Origin of the sequence: Allobosea thiooxidans (genome assembly GCF_900168195.1) — a bacterium.
In the GTDB taxonomy this organism is placed as follows: Bacteria; Pseudomonadota; Alphaproteobacteria; order Rhizobiales; family Beijerinckiaceae; genus Allobosea; species Allobosea thiooxidans.
This window is the reverse complement of the sequence record NZ_FUYX01000013.1, coordinates 81,497-99,205: the sequence shown is the minus strand read 5'-3', so window position 1 is coordinate 99,205 and position 17,709 is coordinate 81,497. Positions and strand designations below refer to the sequence as shown.

At 68.7% G+C, this 17,709-nt stretch carries 20 protein-coding genes; 12 read left to right on the top strand and 8 right to left on the bottom strand.

Features of this window, described 5'->3' with window-relative positions; genetic code table 11:
- Positions 1-66 precede the first annotated feature (66 nt).
- A complete protein-coding gene (locus B5Y19_RS20460) occupies positions 67-1,044 on the top strand; it encodes a patatin-like phospholipase family protein (RefSeq protein ID WP_244555663.1) in 978 nt (325 codons plus the stop codon).
- Between the two features lie 22 nt (positions 1,045-1,066).
- On the opposite strand, the gene B5Y19_RS20455 is transcribed toward B5Y19_RS20460, so the two are convergent.
- The gene (locus B5Y19_RS20455) at positions 1,067-1,498 is read right to left on the bottom strand and encodes a CBS domain-containing protein (RefSeq protein WP_055727893.1); all 432 of its coding nucleotides are present in this window, start codon (positions 1,496-1,498) and stop codon (positions 1,067-1,069) included.
- A 196-nt stretch (positions 1,499-1,694) separates the two neighbouring features.
- Positions 1,695-2,513: a rhomboid family intramembrane serine protease gene (locus tag B5Y19_RS20450; RefSeq protein ID WP_139384492.1), complete on the bottom strand. Its 819-nt coding sequence runs from the start codon at positions 2,511-2,513 to the stop codon at positions 1,695-1,697.
- Between the two features lie 403 nt (positions 2,514-2,916).
- Here B5Y19_RS20450 and B5Y19_RS20445 point away from each other — a divergent pair, with 403 nt between their 5' ends.
- From B5Y19_RS20445 to B5Y19_RS20435, 3 genes are all read left to right on the top strand, one after another.
- The gene (locus tag B5Y19_RS20445) at positions 2,917-3,486 is read left to right on the top strand and encodes a PAS domain-containing protein (protein WP_055727895.1); all 570 of its coding nucleotides are present in this window, start codon (positions 2,917-2,919) and stop codon (positions 3,484-3,486) included.
- A gap of 62 nt (positions 3,487-3,548) precedes the next feature.
- Positions 3,549-4,163, top strand: coding sequence for a PilZ domain-containing protein (locus tag B5Y19_RS20440; protein WP_055727896.1), 615 nt, complete (start codon positions 3,549-3,551; stop codon positions 4,161-4,163).
- Between the two features lie 619 nt (positions 4,164-4,782).
- Positions 4,783-5,418 (top strand): transglutaminase-like cysteine peptidase, encoded by a 636-nt coding sequence (locus B5Y19_RS20435; RefSeq protein ID WP_055727897.1) that lies wholly within the window; start codon positions 4,783-4,785, stop codon positions 5,416-5,418.
- Between the two features lie 176 nt (positions 5,419-5,594).
- Here B5Y19_RS20435 and B5Y19_RS20430 read toward each other — a convergent pair whose 3' ends face one another.
- Together B5Y19_RS20430 and B5Y19_RS20425 are read right to left on the bottom strand one after the other, a co-directional pair.
- The gene (locus B5Y19_RS20430; protein ID WP_055727898.1) at positions 5,595-6,125 is read right to left on the bottom strand and encodes a gamma carbonic anhydrase family protein; all 531 of its coding nucleotides are present in this window, start codon (positions 6,123-6,125) and stop codon (positions 5,595-5,597) included.
- A 55-nt stretch (positions 6,126-6,180) separates the two neighbouring features.
- Positions 6,181-6,507, bottom strand: coding sequence for a DUF6949 family protein (locus B5Y19_RS20425; protein ID WP_055727899.1), 327 nt, complete (start codon positions 6,505-6,507; stop codon positions 6,181-6,183).
- Between the two features lie 175 nt (positions 6,508-6,682).
- Between B5Y19_RS20425 and B5Y19_RS20420 the strand changes: the two genes are divergently transcribed.
- Entirely contained in the window at positions 6,683-7,402 is a 720-nt protein-coding gene (locus B5Y19_RS20420) for a hypothetical protein (RefSeq protein ID WP_055727900.1), read from the top strand.
- A gap of 134 nt (positions 7,403-7,536) precedes the next feature.
- On the opposite strand, the gene B5Y19_RS20415 is transcribed toward B5Y19_RS20420, so the two are convergent.
- On the bottom strand, positions 7,537-7,749 hold the full coding sequence (locus tag B5Y19_RS20415) for a DUF3126 family protein (RefSeq protein ID WP_055727901.1): 213 nt from the start codon (positions 7,747-7,749) through the stop codon (positions 7,537-7,539).
- A gap of 167 nt (positions 7,750-7,916) precedes the next feature.
- Between B5Y19_RS20415 and B5Y19_RS20410 the strand changes: the two genes are divergently transcribed.
- From B5Y19_RS20410 to B5Y19_RS20400, 3 genes are all read left to right on the top strand, one after another.
- Positions 7,917-9,296, top strand: a complete 1,380-nt coding sequence (locus B5Y19_RS20410) for a serine hydrolase domain-containing protein (RefSeq protein ID WP_055727902.1) — start codon at positions 7,917-7,919, stop codon at positions 9,294-9,296.
- A gap of 250 nt (positions 9,297-9,546) precedes the next feature.
- A complete protein-coding gene (locus B5Y19_RS20405) occupies positions 9,547-9,888 on the top strand; it encodes a hypothetical protein (RefSeq protein WP_055727903.1) in 342 nt (113 codons plus the stop codon).
- A gap of 204 nt (positions 9,889-10,092) precedes the next feature.
- The gene (locus tag B5Y19_RS20400; RefSeq protein ID WP_055727904.1) at positions 10,093-10,839 is read left to right on the top strand and encodes a bestrophin-like domain; all 747 of its coding nucleotides are present in this window, start codon (positions 10,093-10,095) and stop codon (positions 10,837-10,839) included.
- Between the two features lie 33 nt (positions 10,840-10,872).
- On the opposite strand, the gene B5Y19_RS20395 is transcribed toward B5Y19_RS20400, so the two are convergent.
- A complete protein-coding gene (locus tag B5Y19_RS20395) occupies positions 10,873-12,195 on the bottom strand; it encodes a serine hydroxymethyltransferase (RefSeq protein ID WP_055727905.1) in 1,323 nt (440 codons plus the stop codon).
- Positions 12,196-12,313: 118 nt separating this feature from the next.
- Here B5Y19_RS20395 and B5Y19_RS20390 point away from each other — a divergent pair, with 118 nt between their 5' ends.
- Positions 12,314-13,216 carry a LysR substrate-binding domain-containing protein gene (locus B5Y19_RS20390; RefSeq protein ID WP_079592026.1) on the top strand — a complete coding sequence of 301 codons (903 nt, stop codon included), beginning with the start codon at positions 12,314-12,316 and terminating at the stop codon, positions 13,214-13,216.
- Here the strand turns inward: B5Y19_RS20390 and cysE are convergent.
- Positions 13,207-14,055, bottom strand: coding sequence for a serine O-acetyltransferase (gene cysE, locus B5Y19_RS20385; RefSeq protein WP_055727906.1), 849 nt, complete (start codon positions 14,053-14,055; stop codon positions 13,207-13,209). The two genes, B5Y19_RS20390 and cysE, sit on opposite strands and share 10 nt — an antisense overlap.
- A 186-nt stretch (positions 14,056-14,241) precedes the next feature.
- On the bottom strand, positions 14,242-15,009 hold the full coding sequence (locus B5Y19_RS20380; RefSeq protein WP_055727907.1) for an alpha/beta fold hydrolase: 768 nt from the start codon (positions 15,007-15,009) through the stop codon (positions 14,242-14,244).
- A 108-nt stretch (positions 15,010-15,117) separates the two neighbouring features.
- On the opposite strand from B5Y19_RS20380, the gene B5Y19_RS20375 reads away from it, so the two are divergent.
- The 3 genes from B5Y19_RS20375 (at position 15,118) to B5Y19_RS20365 (ending at position 17,680) form a co-directional block, all read left to right on the top strand.
- The gene (locus B5Y19_RS20375) at positions 15,118-16,098 is read left to right on the top strand and encodes a heparan-alpha-glucosaminide N-acetyltransferase (protein WP_055727908.1); all 981 of its coding nucleotides are present in this window, start codon (positions 15,118-15,120) and stop codon (positions 16,096-16,098) included.
- 77 nt (positions 16,099-16,175) lie between these two features.
- Positions 16,176-16,427 carry a zinc-finger domain-containing protein gene (locus tag B5Y19_RS20370; RefSeq protein ID WP_055727909.1) on the top strand — a complete coding sequence of 84 codons (252 nt, stop codon included), beginning with the start codon at positions 16,176-16,178 and terminating at the stop codon, positions 16,425-16,427.
- Between the two features lie 74 nt (positions 16,428-16,501).
- Positions 16,502-17,680 (top strand): FAD-dependent monooxygenase, encoded by a 1,179-nt coding sequence (locus B5Y19_RS20365; protein WP_079592025.1) that lies wholly within the window; start codon positions 16,502-16,504, stop codon positions 17,678-17,680.
- The last annotated feature ends 29 nt before the right edge of the window (positions 17,681-17,709 follow it).

The following is a 17,709-nucleotide window of genomic DNA, read 5'->3' as shown; positions in this document are numbered from 1 at the left end:
GATGGCTCCATGTTCTGGAACGATGTCGCGCAACGGGCCTTTGGTCTCGGTGGAGGTGGTATCGCGATGAACGAGATGCGTCCGGTCGAAGGGCAGCCCGCATCGGTGCGGCCGAAGATCGGCCTTGCCCTGGGCGGCGGCGCGGCGCGCGGCTGGGCCCATATCGGCGCGCTCGAAGTGCTGATCGAAGCCGGCTTCGCCCCTGACGTCATCGCCGGCACCTCCATCGGCGCCGTGGTCGGCGGCTGCCTGGCCGCCGGCAAGCTCGACGCGCTGACGGAATTCGCGACCAGCCTGACCAAGCGCCGCATCGTCGGGCTCATGGACTTCCACATCGGCGGCGCCGGCCTGATCGCCGGCGGCCGGCTCAGGCGCCTGCTCGACCAGCATCTCGACGGCATCCGGATCGAGGAATTGTCGCATCGCTTCGTCGCCATCGCCACGGAGCTCGGCTCCGGCCACGAGATCTGGCTGACGCATGGCCCGCTGGTCGATGCGTTGCGTGCGTCCTATGCGCTGCCGGGCGTGTTCGACCCCGTGAAGCTCGGCGGCCGCTGGCTGATGGACGGGGCACTGGTCAACCCGGTTCCGGTCACGGCGGCGCGGGCGCTCGGCGCCGACATCGTGATCTGCGTCAACCTCAACAGCGATCTCGCCGGCCGCGGCACGATCATCCAGAACCATGGCTCCGACCCCGACCCGCTCGTGCCCGAGCTCGAGATCCGGCCCGAGCCGCGCTGGTATGACGGGATCAGCGGCGCGGCCAAGCGCGTGCGCAACATCGTCGGCCGCCCGGCCGAGAACCGGCCGGGGCTGGCCGGCGTGATGATCGACGCCTTCAATATCACGCAGGACCGGATCTCGCGCTCGCGCCTGGCCGGCGATCCGCCGGACGTGATGATCGGTCCCAAGCTCGGCCGCATCGGCCTGTTCGACTTCCATCGCGGTGACGAGACGATCGAGCTGGGCCGGCAGGCGGCGCAGCGCGCGCTCGAGGACATCGCCGCGCTGGTGGCGGAGAGCCGGGTCGTGGCTGGTCGCTGACCCGGCCCCGGACGGCGCGCCGTCACGCCATCGCGATATAGTCGCGCATCGCCTGGCTCTCGGCCTCGATCGCCGCCACACGGTGCTTCACCACGTCGCCGATCGAGACGATGCCGGCGACGCGCCCGTTCTCGATCACCGGCACATGGCGGAAGCGCCCCGTCGTCATGATCTCCATCAGCTCGTCGACGCTGGTCTGCGGCCGGCAGGTCACGACCTTCGAGGTCATCGAGCGCGAGACCGCGCTTTCCAGCGCCGCCCCACCCTGCTCGCCCAGGGCCCGGATGATGTCGCGTTCAGACAGGATGCCCACCAGGGCGCCGTCCGCCCCCATGACGACGACGGCGCCGATGCGCTTCTCGCTCAACGTGCGGATCGCCTCGGCCAAAGTGCGGTGCGGCTGCACCGAGACGACCTCGCGCCCCTTGTCGCTCAGCAACTGCTCGACATTCATGGAAGATCCTCCTCGCAGACGCGCCGTTGCCGGCGCGCAGTTCCGTTGGAACTCTTGCGAGCTACCGGCAGCTCACGATGCCGAGTCGGCTCGAAGAGTGCTTCGCATTGATGCGAGTGTGGGCGAAGAGACGGGCGCAGGCAAGGCTTGCGAACACTCGTTCAGGTCCCGTCCGCCGCGTCGCGCGCGGTGGGGCTCAGCTGCGCCGACGCCCCTGGTCGAGCAGCGGGAAGAGCAGGAGCCCGACCATGAATCCGCCGATATGCGCCTCCCAGGCGATGCTCGTCTCCTCCCCGAAGATCGGCACGAGCCCGGCACCGAACAGGATGTTCGTCGCGAACCAGATGGCGATGAACAGCAATGCGCGCGAATTGCGCCAGAGCTGGCCGAGCGGCTCCGCAGGAACCGCCCGCACGACCTCGTCGTCGCCGAGCTCGCCAAAGCGTATGCCGGGCGCGAAGACGAAGCGGATCGCGGCAGCCGTTGCGCCGGAGATTCCGGCGGAGGCGCCGACCAGCGGCAGCACGTCGAGATCGCGCGACCACCAGTGCAGCAGCGCGCCGCCGATGGTCGAAAGGGCCATCAGATTGAGGAAGCGCCCGGGCCCCAGCCGCCGCGCCACCGGGCTGCCGAAGGCCGCGAGCCAGACCGCGTTCGAGGCCAGATGCAGCCAGGAGCCGTGCAGCAGGCCATAGGTCAGCAACGTCCAGAGCCGCACGCCGCCATCGGCCAGCAGCAGCCGGACCAGCTGCAGCCGCTCGACCACGTCCTGCCCCGTCGTTTGCGCCATCGCGCCGATGACGTCGTCGATGCGCTCCGGAGCCAGCCAGAGCGTCAACCGGGCCGGCACGAAGGCGAACCAGGACATCAGCACGTAGTCGTCATAGTCGGACAGCAGCGAGCGGAGGCCCTGGATCAGGGCCAGTGCGGCAAGCAGCCAGACCACGACGGCCGGCAGATTGATCGCCGGTTCGCGCGCGGGGGGATTCGGAGATGAGGAATGAGGGAAGGCCATGCGGCCGCCACACTTGCCGAAGCCGGCACGGCAGGCAAGCACCGCTATCGGTGGCGTGAACGAAAAAGGGGATCGGCCGGGCCGTCCCCTTTTTCGCCGGCGATGACGCCGTCCGGTCGCTGCCGGACGGCTCGTCACGCCCCCCTCCACCTCGCTTGCCGGCGGCGTGGCACCGGCGAGATCCGAAGCATTTGATACGTAGTTTAACGATCATCCACAAAGATAACACTTGGTTAACCCTAACGACCCGGCTTGCCTCCCCCGACTCAGTCGGCGGTGGCAAGACGGCATGACGAATGCGTCCTCGATCTTCCGAAGGACTGAATCGTCTCCTTTCTGAACGGATCTGCGCCAGCACTGGACGCCGGCCCGTTCCCAGGGAGACAACACGAACAGGCTCAGGATGAAGAACGCGAGCACACGTCTGGTCTTCGAATATTGGGACGCGCTGCGCGGTGAGCGCTCCGCGCCGGAGCGCGGCGAGATCGAGCCCGGCGCCCTGCGTCACGCGCTGGCCGACACCTTCGTGCTGGAGAACGAGCCGATCGGCCCGGTCTTCCGCCTCGCCGGCACGCGCCTCTGCGCCCTGATGGGCCATGAGCTGCGCGGCCGCGCCTTCACCGCGCTCTGGCCCGATCTCGAATCGCAGGGCGACATGCGCCGTCTGATCCAGACCGTGATGGACGAAAGCGCCGGCGCCGTCGCCGGGCTCTCCGGCGAATCGGCGACGGGGGCGCCGATCTACCTCGAATTGCTGTTGCTGCCCCTGCGCTATCGCGGGCGCACCCACGCCCGCGTGCTCGGCGTGCTGTCGCCGGCCGTCTCGCCGGACTGGCTCGGCTTCGACACCGTGGCCTGGATGCGCATGATCTCGCTGCGGATGCTCTGGCCCGCCGCAGCCGTGCGCACACCGGCCGCGCCGCGCCGGGCCGAGCCGCCGCGCCTCGTCGTGCTGCCCGGCGGCCGCGCCTGATCTGAACGATCCGTTAACCAGGCGACGCCTAGGATCGCGCCGGAATTCCAGGTCGGACATTGATGCTGAGCGCGCTCCAAACGCCCCGGACGGCGGCCATTCCGGCCGAACGTAGGCGGCACCACCGCATGAAGGTGGTGCTGTTGGGCCGCTACATGCTGCCCAACCGCATGGAATATCCCTGCCAGACCATCGACATCTCGCCGGGTGGCGTGCATCTCGCCGCCCCCGCCAAGGCCAGGCCCGGCGACCGGGTCATCGCCTATCTGGAGCATCTCGGGCGGATCGAGGGCATCTGCGTCCGCACGACGATGGAAGGCTTCGCGATGACCATCACCGCGACCAGCCGCAAGCGCGAGAAGTTCACGGCCCAGCTCACCTGGCTCGCCAACCGCGAAGAGCTCGGACTGCCCGAGGACCGGCGCCATGAGCGCGTCGTGCCGCGCAATCCCCGCTCGGTCCTGCTGATGGACGACGGCTCCGAGCATGTCGTCAGGATCATCGACATCTCGCTTTCCGGCGCGGCCTTCTCCAGCGACCTCGACCTGCCGATCAATACCTCGATCCGGTTGGGCTCGACGCCGGCCCGCGTCGTCCGGCGCTTCGACGGTGGCTACGCGGCGGAATTCCGTTTCCCGCTGTCGGCCGACCTGCTCGACGAAAATCTCGAGCTCTGAGGCCGGCTCCGCCGGCTTCCCGCCGCAAGCTCGGCGCCCTTCCCGCTGGATTTCACTGGATCGCGCCGCGGCCCGACCGGCGCCCGACGAGGCGCTGCTTTGCCTGCGTCCGGCATGCACCGCGCGGCCGAAGCGAAACCAAGACCCTTGGCCGGACCTGAGCACCGGCGGCGCATCAGCACGAAGCCGCACCGAACCGAGGTAAGCCGCAGGGCGTCGTGTCGGCAGGACCTGCCGCATTCCGCTGCGCCGACCATGCCCGCTTCGCCCGCGCTCGACACGTTGGACCCGAGGCCCTGTCGCGGTGCGTGGAACGAGGGCCCTTCCCGCGCCCTTCCCGCTTGAAGCGCCCCCTGCCTGCCGACAGAGCTACGGAAACCTCGACTGCGAGCGTTAACCCGCCCGTAAGTTAATCGATCCTTTCAGCTCAACAAAGAATTAATGGTTAAAATACCATTACACGATCGACATCAATCGTTACTTCCGCATTTGAGCAGGATTGATGCTATCTTCTTCTTCGAGGACACCCGGCGCGAATACATAAATTTGTACCTTTTCACTTCAGGCGCAATCCATCCGCCGCCACGCATCGTCTCCCCCGGGACAGAAAGGGGACGACATGCTCTCTCGACATCGCAATCTGATTGCCACCACCTTCGCCGCGCTGCTCACTATCGCCGGCGCTTCCACCGTCAACGCGCAGGGTTCCGCCGGCATCCCGGTGGCGAGCCTTCCGGCCATGGCCTCCGGCGAGGCCCGCGCGCCCTATGCCTGGACGGATTTCTGCAAGCGCACGCCGACGGAATGCCGTACCGACACCCGCGAGCCTGAGCGCATCGAACTGAACGCCAAGCTCTGGAAGACGATCGTCGCCACCAACAACGGCATCAATCGCGAGATCGAGGCCGTCACCGACGAGGATCACTGGGGCGTCGTCGACCGCTGGGACATCCCGACGGACGGCAAGGGCGATTGCGAGGATTATGTGCTGCTGAAGCGCAAGCGCCTCGCCGAGGCCGGCGTTCCGCGCCGGGCCATGCTGGTCACGGTCGTGATCGACGAGGAGAACGCCGGCCATGCGGTGCTGATGATCCGCACCGACCGCGGCGACTTCATCCTCGACAACAAGCGCAACGCGATCCTGCCCTGGAGCCAGACCGGGTACGTCTACGTCAAGCGCGAGTCGCAGTACCGCACGGGCTGGACCTCGCTGGGCGGCGCGCAGACCCCGACGGTCGCCTCGGTGCAGCGTTGACGAATTCGGCCGCGGCCCCACGCCGGCCGCGGCAATAAGGACGGCGAGGCTCGGTCACGTCCCCACCCCACCCGTCCCCAAGGATCGGGTTTCGCCAGGGCCGGCTTTCCTCCGCGGAAGGTCGGCCCGCTTCTTTTTTCGGATACGATGCGGCCAGGCCGCCGCGCCCGCCCGGCTCAGTCGAGCCGCTCGAGCCCGGCCGCGAACTGCCGCCAGCGCCGGACATAGGCCTTGGCCGATGCGGTGATGCCCGCCGCCGCCTTCTCGTCCAGGGTCCGCACCGCCCGCGCCGGAGCCCCGACGATCAGCGAGTTGTCGGGAAATTCCTTGCCCTCGGTCACCAGCGCATTGGCGCCGACGAGGCAGTTGCGGCCGATCCTGGCACCGTTCAGCACGGTCGCGCCCATGCCGACCAGGCTGTTCTCGCCGATGGTGCAGCCATGCAGGATGGCGCGATGGCCGATGGTGCAGTTGGCGCCGACGGTCAACGGGAAGCCCATATCGGTGTGCAGCACGCAGCCTTCCTGAAGGTTGCTGCCCTCCCCGATCGTGATCCACTCATTGTCGCCGCGCAGCACGGCGCCGAACCAGATCCCGACATCGGCGGCCAGGCGTACCCGGCCGATCACATGCGCGTCGGGCGCCAGCCACCAGGCACCGCCACCTGGGACCTCGGGCCTTGTTCCATCGAGCGAGTAGAGCGGCATGGGCAGCTTCCTGATGCTTCGTCCGCGCAGGATTGCAGAGGAGCGACGCCTGCCGTCAAGCGCCGAGGAGATGCAGCAGGTCGAGGACGAGCCGGCCGGACGCCATGCTCCAGATCGCGGCAGCCATGCTGGCGATCATCACGAAGGGGAATGGTCGGCCCTCGATGCGCCGGCCGTGCACGGTGTTGCGCAGGATCAGGAAGGGCGCGCTGAAGACCACGACCGGCACGCTGGCAACGGCGGCGAGCCCGCCCGTCTGCAGCAGCTTGAAGTCGGCGCGCCGCGAGGTGAACAGCTCGAAGGCGCTCGCCAGCAGCCCGGCGAAGGCGAAACCGAGGAACAGCGACTGGAGCGCCTCGAGCGCAGCTGGCTGGATGATCACGGGCGCGGTCCTCCGCGAAACGACGCCGGAGCCTGCCGCAAGGTCGGTAGAGAGTGAAGCCCAGTCTTTACCGATGGTTAACGATGATCGGGGCGGTTATGGTTTACGCGCCGTTAAGTCGCCGGTGCTTCAGTGATGCGGAGCCGGTCCGTTTGACCGGGCGAGAGTATCCGGAATGACCGCGTCCCTGTCCCATCATCGGCCCGGCCAGCAGGCCGCCCATCTGACTTCGATGGTGCGCATGCGCCTGCAGCGGCCGCCGCCCCCCCTGCCGCGCGCTGACGGCGCCCTGCTAAAGGCCGCGCTGATGATCACGGCCGCAGGCGCATTGGCGACGGGGCTCGCGCTTTATCTCACCCACCGCCGCGTCGACGAGCCGGCGGCGTTGCAGCCGGCCCGGGTCGGCAATGTCGCACTGATGATCCCGCGGGACCTGACCGGGCTCGACGACGACGATGATGCGAGCCGCCTCGTCGGCATGGCGCGGCTGCGCCTCGACTGGCCGAACCTCGGCCCAGCCCAGCCGCAGAGCCGGAAACGCCTGCTGATCACGCTGAGCCCGCCCGACAGGGTCAACGAACCCGCCCGGCAGCTCGCGACCTATGCCCGCTTCCTGACGCCGACCGTCTGGTCGAATCCCGGCGGGCTCGTCGTGCGCGGCTTCCGCAAGGGCTCGCCCTATGAGGGCGACGAGTTCTACGTCTCGGTGCCGGACGGCAAGGGCTTCGCCGCCCGTTGCCCGATCGAGACCAGCGCCAATCTCGACGAGCCCTGCCGCATCACCTTCCAGCACCGCGGCATGGATGTGAACATCCGCTTCCCGCGCAGCATCATCGCCGACTGGGCGCTGATGCTCGGCGGCGTGCGCCGGACGCTCGACGGGCTGATCCGCTAGGGAATTTCGATCCGGATTCTCGTCATTGCGAGGAACGGGCGACGAAGCAATCCGGGGAACGTGGAGCTCCGAGCCCCCTGGATTGCCTCGCCAGCGCCCGCAACGATGGATGGCGGGCGCCGAAGCGCCGCGTCTCAGTCCTCGAGATCGACGTCGAGGATCGCCATGGTGAAGTTGAAGGAGCGGTCGCCGTCCTCGTCGTCGACATGGATGATGCCGATGAACTCCTCGCCCAGATAGACCTCGGCCGAGTCGGTCTTCTTCATCCGGGCCCGCACGCTGATCGCGTGGTTGTTGAAGGTGCGGCGCAGATAGCCTTCGAGCTTGGCGAGTTCTTTCTTGTCCACGATCAGGGTCCTTTCGATTGGCCGGGAGCGATGCCACGGCGGGCCGGCGAGGGCAAGCGAAAGCAACCGTGGCGGACATGCCCGCTCCACCATTCGCGCCGCTTGTCGGCCACCGGCGGAATCGTGCCATCTTCGCGACCAGCTGCAACCGTGACGGACGCCGACTCATGAAGCCATGGCTTGCCCCCGCCCTCGCCTATGTCGCGAGCTGGCTCGAATTCCAGCGCCGCCACCATGCCCAGCCCGGCTGCGCCGTCGCGATCGCGAATGGCGGCGAGATCGTGCTGGAGGCCGCCTTCGGCAGCGCGAACCTCGCGACCGGCGAGGTGCTGACGCCGCGCCACGGCTTCCGCATCGCCTCCCACTCCAAGAGTTTCACCTCGGCCGGCATACTGCGCCTTGTCGAGGAAGGCCGGCTGCGGCTCGACGACAAGGTCGGCGGGTATGTTGGCGGGCTGCATCCGCAGATCGCCGAGGTCACCATCGGGCAGGTGCTCTCCAACAGCGCCGGCCTGACCCGCGACGGGCCGGATGCCGGCCAGTTCCTCGATCGCAAGCCCTATTGCAGCAAGGCGGAACTGCTCGCCGACCTCGCCGTGGCGCCGGTCTTTCCCGGCTCCCAGCGCTTCAAGTACTCCAATCACGGCTTTGCCCTGCTCGGCCTCGTCATCGAGGCGGTGACCGGGCTGAGCTACAGCGAGTGGATCACCGACGAGGTCATCTCCAAGGTCGGGCTGCTCGAGACCAAGGCCGATATAGAGCTCTGGGGCCACAGGCCAATGGCGAAGGGCCATAGCGGCACCTGGCCGGTCGGGAAGCGCGTCGTCATCCCCGCCGACAATCCGGGCCACGCCATGACCTCGGCTGCCGGCTTCGTCGCGACCGCGGCCGATGTGGCGCGCTATTTCGCGCAGCTCTCGCCGAAGGCCGAGACCAGCATCCTCTCGCCGCTGAGCCGCCGCGAGATGGCCCGGCGCCTCTGGCCGGACGACGAATCCAGCCTCGGCCGCCATTACGGCCTCGGCACGATCTCCGGAGGCAGGGGCGACTGGCGCTGGTACGGCCATTCCGGCGGCTTCCAGGGCTTCATCACCCGCACCTGCATCTTCCCGGAGCAGGGCCTCACCGTCGCGGTGCTGACCAACGCCATCGACGGCCTCGCCCATCCCTGGCTCGACGGCATCGCCCATATCCTGAAGACCTTTTCCGAGCGCGGCGTGCCGCCTGCGGAAGCCGGGGACTGGACCGGCCGCTGGTGGACGATCTGGGGCGCGAGCGACCTCATTCCCGTCGAAAAGCACGTACTCATCGCCAATCCCGCTCTGCTGACGCCCTTCCTGGATGCTCCGGAGATCACCCTGGAGGCGCCCGATCGCGGCCGCATCACCCGCGCCTCCGGCTTCCACAGCCCGGGCGAGCCAGCGGAGCTGCAGCGCGACGCAAGTGGCGCGGTGCGCTCCGTCCGCCTCGGCGGTGGCCGCGCGATCGGCGAGGGGGAGATGCGCACCGAGATGCTGGCGCGCTACGGGGACGCCAGGGAGACCTGACGAAGCCGCCCCGTCGGCGCACGAGGCCTCGGTTTCCCCCCCCGTCATGCTCGCCCTTGTGGCGAGCATCCGCGTCTTGCGCGGCGGGTCGCCCCCCGGCCCCGCGACATGCCTCCGGGTCGCCGCCCTCAGGATGAGGGCGCGACAAGAATAGGCATGGTTCTTGGGGACAGGAATTATTCTCCTGCCGTAACGTCCGTCACGCATTCGCCGCCTTTGCGCTCCACTTTCTGGTGCTGAGGGCCGGCCTATGCGCGTGATCGCTTCATTCGCCATGGTGGCTTTGCTGACTGTGGGAGTGACGCGAGCACTCTCCCATCAGGCGCCAAGCCTCTGGGACTATCCGTTCAACTGCTGCTCGGGCGCCGATTGCGCGCAGATCGAGGCTGAGGCCGTGCGCGAGGTGCCGTCCGGCTTCGTCGTCACCATTGCGCCCGGCCGGCATCCGATGTGGCCGAAGGAGCGCCGCGCGCCGCTACGGGTCGAGATCCCCCATGAGAAGGCGCAGCGATCGCCCGACGGCCACTGGCACCTCTGCATCAACGACGCCGGCGAGCTGCTCTGCTTCTTCGCTCCGGCGGGCGATTCCTGACGGCGCCCCGGCGCGCTTTCGCCGATCCCGCCTTCGGGCCGCGACGCGCTGCCGGTGGCCGTGAGGCCTTGCGGAAAGGACCGGCCATCGCTCGACATCGGCCCCCGTCAAAATATCGTTCGGCAGGAGCGGGTTCCCCGGATTATCGTTACGTCACCTCGCCGCGAGGCAGTCTCGCAAGCCATCCAGCAACGGGCGCCAGTCATGAGTGCATTCGCCGTCGGCGTCATCGCGTTCCTCTGCGTCTTCGGTGCCGCTTCGATCGGACTGCTGCTGCGCTCGCGCCTGCCGGATCACCATCTCAGTACCGATTCAAGGGACGCGATCAAACTGGCCACAGCGGTCATCGGCACGCTTTCGGCACTGGCGCTCGGGCTGCTGATCGCCTCCGCGAAGCGCTCCTTCGACGATGCCGGGGCCGAGCTCAGGTCGTCGGCAGCGCGCATCCTGCTGCTCGACCGCGTGCTTGCTCATTATGGGCCGGGCGCTCCCGAGATGCGCGGAACGCTCCGCCGCCTGCTGGAGGCGAGGCTGAGCAAGCCCGATCTCGACGACCAGAACACGCTGGATGACGGGTTCGACATCGAGCCTGTCCAGGACGCGCTGCGAAGCCTGAAGCCACAGACGGACGCCCAGCGCTGGCTCCACTCGCGGGCGCTTCAGCTCAGCGGCGAGATCGCGCAGGCCCGCTGGATGCGCACGGAAACGGAGGTCGGCGGATTTCCGCCGGCCTTTCTCGCCTTCCTGATCCTGTGGCTGGCCCTGCTCTTCGGCTCCTTCGGCCTGCTGGCCCCGCGCAACGGCACGGTCGTCGCGATCTTCGTCATCTGCGCCCTGTCGATCACGGGCGCGCTGGTGCTGATCATCGACATGGACCACCCCTATCTCGGCTTCATCCAGGTCTCGGACAGGCCGCTGCGGATGGCGCTCGAACGTCTCGGCCGGCCCTGAGCGAGAGGCCGGCCCCAACGCTTCCGCTGGCCGTCAGCGCATGAAATGCAGCTTCCGGAAGCGCCCGCGAAACGCCGTCACATCCTTCGCCACGGCCTGCGCCGGGCGCGAGCCGTTCAGCCCCTCGGCGATGTAGCCGGCGAGTTCCGGCATGTCGGCCGCGGTCATGCCGAAACGCACGATTTCCGGCGTGCCGAGCCTGAGCCCGTTGACGTCCCCCGCCACTGCCGGCAGCGGCAGGCCGATGCCGCAGGAGAGGATGTTGACCGCGCGCAGCTTCTTGGCTGCCGCCTGCCCGCCACCATAGGAAGCCGCCTCGATCGCGAATTGATGCGATGTCGTCATGCCGCGATCGCGGGCGAAGACCGGCACCTGCCGCTCGGAGAGCGCCTCGGCCAGCGCCCTCGCCGTCTTCGCCATCTCCTGCGCATAGGCGCGGCCATGCGCCTTCCAGTCGAGCAGAGAAACGGCGAGGGAGGCCGATTTGGCCGCGTCGAAATTGGCGGTGAGGCCGGGATAGGCGATGGCGTCGAGCTTTTTCGCAATCTCGGCGTCGTTGGTAAGAATCAAGCCCGAGGGCGGGCCGCCAAGGCTCTTATAGGTGCTCATCGTCATCAGATGGGCGCCCTCCTCCAGCGGCTGCTGCCAGCCATGGCCGGCGATCATGCCGGACATATGCGCCGCATCGAACAGCACGATCGCGCCGATCTCATCGGCGATGGCCCGGATCTCGCGGATCGGATGCGGGAAGAGGTTGAGGCTGCCGCCGATCGAGATCAGCTTCGGCTTGAGGCGCAGCGCATCCGCCCGGAGTTTCTCGACATCGACGGTATAGTTCGCCAGGTCGACCGGCGCCGGATGGGTGACGATGCCGTAGAGTCCGGCTGCACCCGCGCCGTGATGGGTGACGTGCCCACCGATCTCGCCCGGCGGCGCGATGATGCAGTCGCCGGCCTTGGCCGCGACCATGAAGGCGTAGAGATTGGCGATGGCGCCGGAGGGCACGCGGATCTCGGCATATTTCGCGCCGAAGACCTCGGCGGCGAGCTCCGCGGCGATGATCTCGATCTGCTCGATCGCCTCCAGCCCCATCTCGTATTTGTCGCCGGGATAGCCGAGCGAGGGCCGCGCGCCGATCCCGGCCGAAAGCAGCGCCTCGGCCTTCGGGTTCATGACATTGGTGGCGGGGTTGAGGTTGACGCAGTCGCGCTCGTGGATGGTGCGGTTCTCGGCCGCGAGCGCATCGATCCGCGCCGCGATCGCGTCGAGCGGCTGGCTCGCCGTCTCGCCGGCGACCTTGAGCACATAGTCCTCGCTCGCCTGCGGCACCCAATCGCGCCTGCCCAGTGCCGTCATGCCCGTTCCTCCACTCTCGCCTGGTCCACCGCATATCAGCGGTTTGCGGCGCCTCGCGCAAACGAGTATTCCTCGCCGGCAGGCTGAGAAAATCTCAGCCTCGAACCGGATGCCTGCCGTGCCCGTCAAACCGCCCCGCCCGCGCCTGCCCTCGCTCAACGCGCTGCGCGCCTTCGAAGCGGCGGCGCGGCTTGAGAGCTTCGCCAAGGCGGCGGACGAGCTGGGCGTCACCGCCGGCGCGGTGACACAGCAGATCAGGCAGCTCGAGGCCGCGCTCGGCTTCCCCGTCTTCCGCCGTCTGGCGCAGGGCGTCGCCCTGACGGATGCGGCGCGCGAGGCGCTGCCGCGGCTGACGCGCGGCTTCGACATGCTCGGCCAGGCCGTACAGACGTTGCGCGAGGCCGAGCCATACCGCCCGCTCACCATCGCCGCCCTGCCCTGCCTCGCCCAGCTCTGGCTTTCTCCGCGCCTGCCGACGCTGCAGCAGGCCTTCCCGGACCTTCAGATCTCGCTTTCGGCGATGGAGGAGCCCCCGGATCCGCGCCGCGAACCCCATGATCTCGCGCTGTTCTACCGGGAGGCGGCGGAGCCGGGCGCGATCCAGCTCGGCGACGACGCCATCCTGCCGGTCTGCACCCCGTCTCTCGCCGGCAAGATCGCCTCTGCGGACGATCTCGCCCGACAGACGCTGCTGCACGACGCTGTCTGGCGTGGCGACTGGGCGCGCTGGCTGGCTTTCGCGCTGCCGCAGGCGCGGGTAGACGCCGGGCGTGGCCCGGCCTTCTCGCTCTATAGCCTGGCGCTGGATGCCTGCCTGTCGGGCGCCGGCGTGCTGATGGGGCGGATGAGCCTGGTCGCGCCCCATCTCGCGAGTGGACGACTCGCTGCGCCCTTCGCGCAGGCAATGCCTACGCTCGACCGGCCGACGCTGACGCCGGCAGACGGGCCCGGCGCGCATCCGCGCCGGCGGGAGGTCATGGAATGGCTCGCCCGCGCGGCGGGGCAACCCGCTCAGATATAGGCGCCGCAGTCGCCTTCGAGGATCTGGTCCATCGAGCGCGAAGGCTCGGCGCAGCCGGCCTCGCCGACCACCTTGGCCGGCACCCCCGCCACGGTCTTATTGCGCGGCACCGCCGCCAGCACGACCGAGCCCGCCGCGACGCGGCTGCATTGGCCGACCTCGATATTGCCGAGGATCTTGGCGCCGGCGCCGATCAGCACGCCCTTGCGGATCTTGGGATGGCGATCGCCGCCCTGCTTGCCGGTGCCGCCGAGCGTGACGGCGTGCAGCAGCGAGACGTCGTCCTCGATCACCGCCGTCTCGCCGACGACGAGCCCGGTGGCATGGTCGAGGAACACGCCCTTGCCGATCTTCGCGGCCGGGTTGATGTCGGTCTGGAAGACTTCGGAGGAGCGCGCCTGCAGATAGAGCGCGAAGTCGCGCCGGTCGCGGTGCCAGAGCCAATGCGCCAGGCGGTGGCACTGCAGCGCGTGGAAGCCCTTGAAGAACAGCACCGGCTCGAGCACGCGGTAGCAGGCGGGATCGCGGTCGAGCACCGCCATCACGTCGGCGCGCATGCCGGCGCCGATCATCGGATCGTCGGCCATCGCCTCGCTGAAGCCCTGCTCGATCAGGTCGGCCGTGACGGCGGGATGGCCGAGCCGCGCGGCGACGCGATGCGCGACCGCGCATTCGAAGGACGGCTGGTTCAACACCGAGGCGACGATGAGCGTGCCAAGCGCCGGCTCGGCGGCGACGGCGGCCTCGGCCTCGCTGCGCAGGCGGGACCAGACCGGGTCGAGCCGGTCGAGGCCGGTTGCGAGATCGCGAGCTTCCACGGCGGAGCGCCCTGACGGCATGATCGTTCTCCGGAAGGGGTCGTCGGCAGGAGGGTAGCCTAGCCCGAAGCGGGCAGCCGCGCCAAATCTGATGCCGACAGAGGTTGAATCAAAAAAGGAGGCAGCGGATTCAGTTTTTCAGGGAACGTCGACAACACATTGGCGTCGCCCGCTTTTCCAGGATGCCTCCGGTCATCCGCCACGCTCTCACAAACGCGCGAGAAAGTCGAGGACGGCCTGCTTGTGGCTCTTGTCGCCGACGGCGAGATTATGATCGCGCCCCTCGATCGCAAAGGATTCCGCATCGGGAATGAGTTTCGCCAGCTCCGGGCCGGAGCCGGAAACCTCGTCCCTGGTGCCGACGCTGATCAGTGTCGGCGTCGAAATCCGGCCGACCTGCTCGGCGCTCAGTGTCTGGCGCGTGCCGCGGATGCAGGCGGCGAGCGCCCTGAGATCGCTCTTCGTCTGCTCGGCGAAGGCGCGGAACATGCGCTGCATCGGATCGGTCAGGTCGTCGAGCGAGGGTGCCTCCATCGCATCGGCGATGCCGAGCGGCAGCCCCACCCCTTCGACGAGATGGATGCCCAGCCCGCCGAGCAGCAGCGCCTCGAGCCGTTGCGGATGCGCCAGCGCCAGATGCGCCGAGATGCGCGCGCCCATGGAGTAGCCCATCACCGCCGCGCGCGGGATGTCGAGATGGTCCATCAGCCGGCGCACATCCTCCGCCATGATGTCGGACGCGTATGCGGCGGGGTCGTAGAGCTTCTCGCTCTGGCCATGGCCGCGATTGTCGAGCGCGACGACGCGGTAGCCGGCATGGGTCAGCGTCTTCGTCCACTGCGTGTTGACCCAGTTGGTCATGTGCGAAGAGGCGAAGCCGTGGACCAGCATCACGGTCCGGTGCTGCGGCGTGTCGCCGGAGGGAGCCAGATCGATGAAGGCGATCTTCACGCCGTCGGAGGAAAAGCTCTGCATGCGGATATCGGGTTTAAGGCCGGACGATCGGGAAAGGTCGCCATTCCCTGCCATGACCCGCCTGCGTTGGGTAGCCGCTGCCGCGCAGCTTGCTTATGAACTGTCGCCATGAGCCAGACCGCCACCAGCGCGCCAGCTGCCGTCGCGATGCCGGGATCGCCGCGCTTCGCCTTCGTGGACATCGCCCGCGGCATCGCCCTGCTGGCGATGTTCGTCTACCACTTCGCCTACGACCTCTCCTTTTTCCGGCTGATCGAGACCGATATCGTCTTCGAGCCGGGCTGGCGGCTCTTCGCGCGCGGCATCGCCGGCTCCTTCCTGGTCATCGTCGGCTTCAGCCTGGTGCTGGCGACGCGCAAGGGCCTGAACCGCCCAGCCTATCTCAAGCGCCTCGCCATGCTCGCGGGCGCGGCCGCGCTGGTCTCGCTCGGCACCTGGTTCGCCATGCCGGACAACTTCATCTTCTTCGGCATCCTGCATCACATCGCGCTTGCGAGCGTGCTGGCCCTGCCCTTCCTGCGTCTGCCGCTCGTCGCGGTCGCCCTGGCGGCGGTGCTCGCCTTCGCGCTGCCCGGCCTCGTTGCCCATCCGCTGCTCGACGCGCCCTGGCTGTCCTGGCTCGGCTTCTCACAGGCGCCGCTCCGGACGGCGGATTTCGTGCCGGTCTTCCCCTGGTTCGGCTGCGTGCTCTCCGGGATCGTGCTGGCGCGCCTGCTCCTGCCGCGCCTCGCCGGCAGCGCATTCGCCACCTGGCGCCCCACTGCAGCACCGGCCCGAATCATCGCCTGGGGCGGGCGCCACAGCCTGCTGGTCTATCTCGTCCACCAGCCAGTGTTCATCGGCGCCCTGACGCTCGCGACGCTGGTCGTGCCGCCGCCCTCGCCGGAAGAGCGCGCCTTCCGGGCCGAATGCCAGCGCAGCTGCGCCGGCCCGAATCTCTCCATGCAGGTGTGCCGCGCCGTCTGCGCCTGCACCGTCGACGGGCTCAAGCGCGAGCAGCTCTGGCAGAAAGCGCTCGACGAACAGCTCTCGCCGGAGGAAAACGCGCGGATGACCGCGCTTGCCCAGAGCTGCCTGCGCGAACGCTGATGCAAATCGCGCACTGGCGTCCCGTCGGCTGACGGGATAGGTTGCGCCCGAATTCAGGCTTCCGAAGAGCAACGACCATGGCCGCGACCGGCATTCCGCATTTCCACAACGATCCCGGCGTCGCCGTCGTCCATGTCGGCACGCATGAGTTCATGTGCATCGGCGCCAAGCCGCCCTTCGACCATCCGCATGTCTTCCTCGACATGGGTTCGGACAACGAGATCGTCTGCCCCTATTGCTCGACGCTGTTCAAATACGAGCCCTCGCTGAAGGGCGCCGCCTGCAATCCGCCGGAATGCGCCTGGCAGGACGCCGCCAAGGCGGCCTGACGCCCGTTCCGCCGAAGCGCGGGTTCTGAGGGGCACCCGCGCCCTCTCCGATGCCAGCGATCAAGGCCAATCCCGTGTCCGCTCCTCATTTCGTCATCGCCGGCGCCGGCATCGGCGGGCTGACCATGGCGCTGTCGCTCGCCCGCCGCGGCATCGCCGCCACCGTCGTCGAGAAGCGCACCGGCTTCGGCGAACTGGGCGCCGGGCTGCAGATCACCTCGAATTCCGGCCGGGTGCTCGATGCACTCGACCTCACGCTGCCGCTGAAGCGCGTCAGCGTGGCCTCGCAGGGGCTGATGATCCGGCGCTGGCGCGACGGCTCCGGCGTGCTGGAGATGCCCTCCAGCCCCGAACGCATGCCGACGCCGTTCCGCATGCTGAAGCGCAACGATCTCCACACCGTCCTGCTCGACGCCGCCCGCGCCATGCCGAACATCCGCCTGATGGTCGGCCGCGGCGTGCAGGAAGCCAGCGAGGACGAGAACGGCCTCACGGTCACGCTGACGAGCCAGAACGGCCAGGGCGAAACCCTGCGCGCCCTCGGGCTGATCGGCGCCGACGGGCTGTGGTCACGCGTCCGCGATCTCACCGGCGACGCTTCGCCGCCGGTCTTCACCGGCTACGAGGCCTGGCGCGCCGTCGTCCCGGCCCGCGCCGCCGACAAGCCGCGCGTGACGCTCCATCTCGGGCCCGGCCGGCACGCGGTGCATTACCCCGTCGCCGGCGGCAAGGAGATCAACCTCGTCGTCGTGCGCCAGGCCAAGGAAGCGCGCGAGGGCTGGTCGCGCGACGGCGACGCGAGCGTCGTCACCGAGCATCTTTCCGGGGCCTCGCCTGCACTGCGTGAGCTCACCGGCGCGGCGCAGGGCTGGCAGGTCTGGTCGCTGTTCGACCGCAAGCCGGCGGCGATGGCCAGGGGGCGCATCGCCCTGATGGGCGACGCCGCCCACCCGATTCTGCCCTTCCTGGCCCAGGGCGCCTCGCTCGCGATCGAGGACGCCGCCGTGCTGGCGCGCCTCCTCGCCGAAAGGCTCGGTAGCGACGGCGCCGCCGGCGTGCCGGCCGCGATGACCGCCTATGCCGCCGCGCGCGCCGCGCGGGTGGCGCGCGTTCAGGCCGAGAGCCGCGGCAACGGCCGGAACTACCATATGGGCTGGCCGCTCAGCATCGCCCGCGATTTCGCACTGAAGCGGCTCGGCCCCGAGGGCCTGCGCAGCCGCTATGGCTGGCTCTACGACTGGCGCGACATATAGCATCGGACCGAAAAACGGAAACCGCCTTT

Bases quoted from the DNA above. Each gene is read 5' to 3' on its own strand.
- B5Y19_RS20460 (WP_244555663.1), top strand. From the start codon at position 67: ATGAACGAGATGCGTCCGGTCGAAGGGCAGCCCGCATCGGTGCGGCCG.
- B5Y19_RS20455 (WP_055727893.1), bottom strand. From the start codon at position 1,498: ATGAATGTCGAGCAGTTGCTGAGCGACAAGGGGCGCGAGGTCGTCTCG.
- B5Y19_RS20450 (WP_139384492.1), bottom strand. From the start codon at position 2,513: ATGGCCTTCCCTCATTCCTCATCTCCGAATCCCCCCGCGCGCGAACCG.
- B5Y19_RS20445 (WP_055727895.1), top strand. From the start codon at position 2,917: ATGAAGAACGCGAGCACACGTCTGGTCTTCGAATATTGGGACGCGCTG.
- B5Y19_RS20440 (WP_055727896.1), top strand. From the start codon at position 3,549: ATGCTGAGCGCGCTCCAAACGCCCCGGACGGCGGCCATTCCGGCCGAA.
- B5Y19_RS20435 (WP_055727897.1), top strand. From the start codon at position 4,783: ATGCTCTCTCGACATCGCAATCTGATTGCCACCACCTTCGCCGCGCTG.
- B5Y19_RS20430 (WP_055727898.1), bottom strand. From the start codon at position 6,125: ATGCCGCTCTACTCGCTCGATGGAACAAGGCCCGAGGTCCCAGGTGGC.
- B5Y19_RS20420 (WP_055727900.1), top strand. From the start codon at position 6,683: ATGACCGCGTCCCTGTCCCATCATCGGCCCGGCCAGCAGGCCGCCCAT.
- B5Y19_RS20410 (WP_055727902.1), top strand. From the start codon at position 7,917: ATGAAGCCATGGCTTGCCCCCGCCCTCGCCTATGTCGCGAGCTGGCTC.
- B5Y19_RS20405 (WP_055727903.1), top strand. From the start codon at position 9,547: ATGCGCGTGATCGCTTCATTCGCCATGGTGGCTTTGCTGACTGTGGGA.
- B5Y19_RS20400 (WP_055727904.1), top strand. From the start codon at position 10,093: ATGAGTGCATTCGCCGTCGGCGTCATCGCGTTCCTCTGCGTCTTCGGT.
- B5Y19_RS20395 (WP_055727905.1), bottom strand. From the start codon at position 12,195: ATGACGGCACTGGGCAGGCGCGATTGGGTGCCGCAGGCGAGCGAGGAC.
- cysE (WP_055727906.1), bottom strand. From the start codon at position 14,055: ATGCCGTCAGGGCGCTCCGCCGTGGAAGCTCGCGATCTCGCAACCGGC.
- B5Y19_RS20380 (WP_055727907.1), bottom strand. From the start codon at position 15,009: ATGCAGAGCTTTTCCTCCGACGGCGTGAAGATCGCCTTCATCGATCTG.
- B5Y19_RS20375 (WP_055727908.1), top strand. From the start codon at position 15,118: ATGAGCCAGACCGCCACCAGCGCGCCAGCTGCCGTCGCGATGCCGGGA.
- B5Y19_RS20370 (WP_055727909.1), top strand. From the start codon at position 16,176: ATGGCCGCGACCGGCATTCCGCATTTCCACAACGATCCCGGCGTCGCC.